Annotated in this window: 3 protein-coding genes; all 3 read left to right on the top strand. The window is 35.4% G+C overall.

The window, feature by feature from the left end; all coding sequences use genetic code 11:
- Positions 1–2204 (top strand): peptidylprolyl isomerase (locus ACR2MV_RS16040; protein ID WP_434023258.1); only part of this gene is annotated, 2204 nt, incomplete at its 5' end.
- 165 nt (positions 2205–2369) lie between these two features.
- Positions 2370–3770 (top strand): OmpA family protein, encoded by a 1401-nt coding sequence (locus tag ACR2MV_RS16035; RefSeq protein WP_434023257.1) that lies wholly within the window; start codon positions 2370–2372, stop codon positions 3768–3770.
- An 81-nt stretch (positions 3771–3851) separates the two neighbouring features.
- On the top strand, positions 3852–6623 hold the full coding sequence (locus ACR2MV_RS16030) for a PD-(D/E)XK nuclease family protein (RefSeq protein ID WP_434023255.1): 2772 nt from the start codon (positions 3852–3854) through the stop codon (positions 6621–6623).
- Positions 6624–6644: the final 21 nt, after the last annotated feature.

The following is a 6644-nucleotide window of genomic DNA, read 5'->3' as shown; positions in this document are numbered from 1 at the left end:
TTAAACTCCTTTCATTATTAAAAGGTAAATTGTATTTTCGCAACCTAAATTTTTTAACAGAAAAGAAAATGGCAGTATTATCGAAAATTAGAGAGAGATCATTATTTTTAATCATCATAATTGCATTGGCACTGTTTTCGTTCGTTTTAAGCGGATTATTTGACGGAAACTTATTTAATAAAACAGCTACTAATATAGGTGAGGTAAATGGTGAACCTATCTCAAGAGAAGAATTTGCCCAGCAGGTTGAGTTTAACAGAAGCAGATCAAATGGAAGGACATCAAATACTCAAAATGTCAACAATGCCTGGAATACTCTTGTTCGTGAAAAGATTTACGAAACTCAATTAGAAAAATCTGGAGTTGTTGTTGGTGAAAAAGATGTTTGGGATGCCATGGTTCAGCAAATATCATCTCAAAACAGCCCTCAATTCGCCAATGAATTGGGACTTTTTGATCCTGAAAAACTAAAAGAATATATCGCAACCTTACAAGATAATTCAGAAGAAGACGAAAGAGGTCAGGCCGCTTGGTTAAGTTGGATTAACTATGAAAAAGGAATTAAGAAGAATCTTGAACAAACAACGTATAATGCATTGATAAGAGCTGGTTTAGGAAGTACACTGGCCGAAGGTGAAAGAGATTACTATTTTCAGAACACAAGTGTAGATGTAGACTATGTATACGTTCCTTTCAATAGTATTCCAGACAGTTTGGTGTCTGTAAATGCAGAAGACATGAAAGCCTATATTAAGGCACATGCTAAAGAGTATACAGTAAAAGAATCCAGAGATATTCAATTTGTTCAATTCAAAATCGAAGCTACAGAAGAAGACGAAAAAGCGATTCAGCAAGAATTGGCGCAAATGATTGATGACAAAGAAGAATATAGCAATGCTGCCAAATCAAATGTGACAGTCCAAGGCTTTAAAAATGCTACGGACATGGAAGATTTTAATGCTGAAAACGAGTCAGATACTCCATACGATGGTAATTTCTATAACGAAACAGCTTTGACAGTTGCGGGTACAGATACTCTTTTTAATCTTGACATTAATAAGGTGTATGGTCCTTATAAAGACAAAGGCTTCTATAAATTGTCAAAAGTAACCGCGGTTAAACAATTACCTGATTCAGTAAAAGCGAGTCATATTCTGATTTCATTCGCTGGAAATGCGACAGCAGATCCAACCGTAACGGCAACACCTGAAGAGGCCAAAAAAATTGCTGATAGTCTTTTGACTGTTGTAAAAGCTGATCCGAGCAAATTTGAAGATTTGGCTAAGGAATTATCAGTGGATAAAGTATCTGGTGCTAAAGGAGGAGATTTGGGCTGGTTTGTTTACAGAACAATGATTCCTGAATTCAGAGATTATGCTTTTGAAAATGCTGCTGGTGATGTGGGCGTGGTTGAATCACAATTCGGTTTCCATATTATTAGAATCGACGATCAGAAAAACAAGCAAAAAAATGTACAAATAGCTACATTTTCAAGAAAAATAGATCCTTCTGAAAATACTGAAAACGCGATATTTGAGCAGGCTGAGACCTTTGCTTCAGATATTTCTGCCGGAAAAAGTATGTTAGATTTGGCCAAAGAACAAAACCTATCAGTAAGACCTGTTGTGAATCTTGAAGTTTTTGATGATAATATCTCAGAACTCGGATCACAAAGACAAATTGTGCGATGGACTTTTGAGGAAGCAACTGAAGAAGGTAGTATCAAGAGATTTGACTTGGATAATGGATACGCAGTTGTGATGTTGACTTCAAAAAACAAAGCCGGATTATCTGGAAAAGGCAAGAATGTTAGAAACATTATAATGAATGAAAAGAAAGCGGCTATCATTGAAGAAAGATCAACTGGATCGAGCCTTGAAGAAATTGCCACTCAGAACAAGGTTGCCAAAAGCAGCGCCTTGGCAGTATCCAATACAAGCCCTGTGTTTGCTGGCGTTGGTCGGTTTGTAGACATATCCGGAGTTGTAACCTCTTTGGAAGAAAATAAACTTGCTAAAAATATCGTTGGTAAAAGTGGTGTTGCTTTCGCAATTGTTACTAAAAAAACACTCCCTGCTGAAATGCAGAATTACAATGCCAATAAAATGAATTTAGAACGCTCCTTAACAGGTAGAAGTTTACTTATTTTTGAAGCATTAAAAGAGAACGCTGAAATCGAAGATAACAGAGCTGTGTTTTACTAGAAATTTGCGCTGAATGCTTTTAACTACAATAAGCGTGAAAGCCAATAAATAAAAAAAAAATGCTTAAAGTGAGTTATTTGGCAAGTTTTTATATATTTGTTAAATATTACTTAAAATTTAAGCTTACTTAACAATTAAAAAGATTATAATTTAAAATTGATTACAATGAAACATTTAAAACGAGTATTATTAATCGCATTAGTTGTTGTTTTTGCGAACAACGTTACTGCGCAGGATAAGGATAATCGCTGGATTATTGAGTTGGGTACCAACGTGGTTGACTTTTATCCAACTGGAGCTGATACTGATAGCGGCCCTACTCCTACTCCATACGACGATGGTATGGCTACTGGAGGATTTGGTGAAGAATTCTTTAACACAGATCACTGGAACACTGCAAGTGCACTTTCTAGCTTAAGAGTTGGGTACTATGTAGGTAGTGGCTTTTCTGTGGGATTAACTGGATCTTTCAATAGAATTAGCAAAATCGGTGATGTAGCAGTTGGCGATTTGACTTATACGGCAGCTGATCTTGACATTAAATGGAACTTCATTAGAGAAGCAGGATGGTTTGACCCATATTTATTAGCTGGTGGTGGTTACACTTGGTTAGAAGGAGAAGGTAACGGAACTGCTGGTGGTGGTTTAGGTTTCAACTTCTGGTTTAGTGAAATGTTCGGTGTTAATGTTCAAACAAAATACAAGCATTCATTTGATGAGGATGTTTTATTACCTCACTTCCAACATGCTGCAGGTTTAGTATTCAGATTTGGTGCTCGTGATGCTGATAACGATGGTATCTATGACAAATATGATGCTTGTCCAGAAGTTGCTGGTTTAGAAGCTTTCAACGGATGTCCTGATACGGATGGTGACGGAATCCAAGATTCTGAAGATGCTTGTCCTATGGAAGCTGGTTTAGCTGAATTTAACGGATGCCCTGATACGGATGGTGACGGTGTTCCAGATAAAGATGATGCATGTCCAACTGAAGCTGGTCCTGTTGAATTAAACGGTTGTCCAGATAGAGACGGTGACGGTGTTGCTGATAAAGATGACAAGTGTCCAGATGTTGCTGGTCCAGTTGAAAATAACGGTTGTCCTTGGCCAGATGCTGACGGTGACGGAATCCCAGACAAAGATGACGAATGTCCAAATATTGCTGGTGTTGCTGAAAACAATGGTTGTCCAATAGTTTCTGCTGAAGTTCAAAAAGAAATTACAGATTTAGCAAGAGCGATTTACTTCGTAACTGGTAGCTCTAAATTCACTGACGAAACAGAAATCAGAATGGAACAAGTTAGTAATATTGTAAACCAATATAAAAACTTAAGATTTGATGTTGAAGGTCATACTGATAGTACTGGTAGTGATAAAATCAACAATAAATTATCTCAGGAAAGAGCTGATGCTGTAAGAGCCTACTTAGTTGATAAAGGTTTCCCAGCTGATATGATTACAGCTAAAGGATTTGGTTCTGCCAACCCAATTGGAGATAACAAAACAAGAAAAGGAAGACAGCAAAACAGAAGAGTTGAAATCTTCTCAGAATACGCTGAAAGATAGAACTTCTTAACTGTTCAAAAACAAAACCATCGGTCATTAGATCGATGGTTTTTTTTATGCAATAATGTTTACATTTGACCTATGCAATCCTTTCTATCAAAAGTAGTTTCCCAGGTATTAAAAAGTAATCCTACGTTATCAAATATCACTTTTGTTTTACCCAACAAAAGAGCTGGTATCTTCTTAAAAACCATTTTAAAAACTCAATTAAACAAAGCAACATTTTTACCTCGTATCCTGAGCATTGAAGAATTTATTAAAGAGGTTTCTGGTTTTGACATTCTTGATAATGTAAACCTCTTATTCGAATTCTATGGTATTTATAAAACCCATACTCAAAAGGATGAAACCGAAAGTTTTGAGAGTTTTTCAAAATGGGCCAGTATTTTAATCCAGGACTTTAATGATCTGGACAGCAATTTATTTGATACCGCTTCCATACTTGGTTATTTAAGCGAAACAAAAAGAATAGAACAGTGGTATCCTGATGAACCTCATGCAAGTACCATGGTGCAAAAATACCTTTCGTTTTTTGAGAAGATTATCACCTACCATGATGCCTTCCAAAAACACCTGATCAATAAGCATTCAGGATATCAGGGCCTGGTTTATCGCATGGTAATTGAACGTCTGGATACCTATAAAAAACTCAATCCCAACCAAAAATTCGTATTTGCGGCCTTTAACGCTCTTAATAAGGCAGAGGAAACAATTATTCAAAACTTATTGATTGATAAACAAGCAACCATCTACTGGGATCATGATGAATTTTATGAAAAGACCAATAATCAATCGGCTCAGTTTTTTCAAAAATACCAGCGATCATGGCCCTATTATGTATCTAATGATTTCGAATGGAAGCATAGTAACATTAATACTTCTAAAATAATTCATTTTCATGGTGTACCTAAAAACGTAAGTCAGATTAAACATGTTGGATCGCTCTTGAAGGACCTTCAGAAAAATGGGCAAATCGACGATACTGCCGTAATTCTTGGAAATGAAAAACTATTGCCTTCTCTTTTGAATTCCATGCCTTCAGAAATTTCTAAGGCAAATATCACGATGGGGTATGAACTGCAGAATATCTCTTTGAGTTCATTTTTTCAAGCACTTTTTAACTTGCATTTGAATAAATCAAAACGGAAGGGGGAAAAAACATACTACTACAAAGATGTCAATAATTTATTAAATGACCCCTTTTTCAAAGCTCAATGGATACAATTTGAGGCTATAGAAAAAGGACTAAAATCAATAATGTATTCGGATAAAACAATCTTTATCTCTGAATCTAAAATTTTAGATCTTGTTTATCAAAATGATAAAATCAATAGATTATTTACATTAATATTTACAGGCTGGGAGGCAGATATCAATATGATCTTGACCCAGGTTATAGAAATCATTGATATCCTCAGAAAAGGAACAGAACAGAACAAACTTCATATTGAATATTTGTACAGGTACCACGATATTTTTGTTCAATTATCCAATCTTAATAAAAACTATGGATTTATTGACAGTATCAATTCTTTATATCAACTATTTCAACAGCTTTTAAAAACGGAAAAATTATCCTTTAAAGGTGAGCCACTTGAAGGGCTTCAAATAATGGGCTTACTCGAATCAAGAGGGCTTGATTTTAAAAACGTCATCATTACATCTGTCAATGAAGGTTTTCTTCCGGCAAGTGGCACCAATAATTCCTTCATTCCGATGGATATTAAACTTGAAAAGAAGATCCCTACTTATTTTGAACAGGACGCTATCTTTTCTTTTCATTTTTTTCGACTCCTGCACCGTGCTGAAAACGTATATCTGATTTACAACAATATTACAGATGATTTTGGCGCTGGGGAACCGAGTAGGTTTATTCGACAATTAGAAATCGCTAAATCACTAGGACAGTTAAATCATGTTACCTTTGAAAAGAAAACCATCAATCCTCATCTTCAATCAGATCCTGATTCATTAAAGTCAATAACAAAAAATGATGCTGTACTTCTGCGTTTAAAAGAAGTTGCTAAAAAAGGGTTTTCACCAAGCTCACTAACCAATTACATTAGAAATCCTATTGACTTTTACAAACGTAGTATTCTGCGAATTGAAGAATTCAAAGAAGTCGAAGAAACGATCGCTGCAAACACATTTGGAACAATAATCCATGATACGCTGGAGCACTTATATACCCCTTATTTGAACAAAACACTTCAAGAAGAGGATATTTCTGCCATGATTGACAAAGCAGCCACACAAGTCAACAATGAATTTGCCAAGAGTTTTTCTCTCAGTTCCATTGCCTCGGGAAAGAATTATTTGGCCTTTGAAATTGCTCAGCAGTTTGTACATAATTTTCTTCAGTTTGAATTAAGTGAATTAAAAAGAGGAAAAAAAATTAAGATACTGGGCTTGGAAACAGCCATTGAAATGGAGCATTCTATTAATGGCCTTGAAACTAACGTAAAATTACGGGGTAAAATAGACCGGATTGATGAGATTGACGGATCATTAAGGATTATGGACTATAAAACCGGTAAAGTATCTCCAAATCAACTCAAAATCAAAGATTGGAGCCTTTTAGGTCAAGATGAAAAATACTCAAAAAGCTTTCAGGTCCTCTGCTACGCCTATATGTATGCGAATGGCACTACAGAGTCACTCGATAAACTTTTATTACAAAGTGGTATTGTTTCCTTTAAAAATCTAAAAGAGGGTTTTATGCCTTTTAACGGAGCTTATATAACTGATGACATTTTAGAGAGTTTTGTATTCGAACTCGACCGTCTGATCTTAGATTTATTTGACAAAGAGATCAATTTTGAGGAAAAAGAAATAGCTGGCTTTAAGTATTAAAATTAATTAAAGAAGAAACTG

It is taken from the genome of Lutimonas sp. (assembly GCF_051011215.1).
Classification (GTDB): Bacteria; Bacteroidota; Bacteroidia; order Flavobacteriales; family Flavobacteriaceae; genus Lutimonas.
Note: the sequence above shows the minus strand (reverse complement) of the source record. Positions and strands in the feature narration are given on the sequence as shown.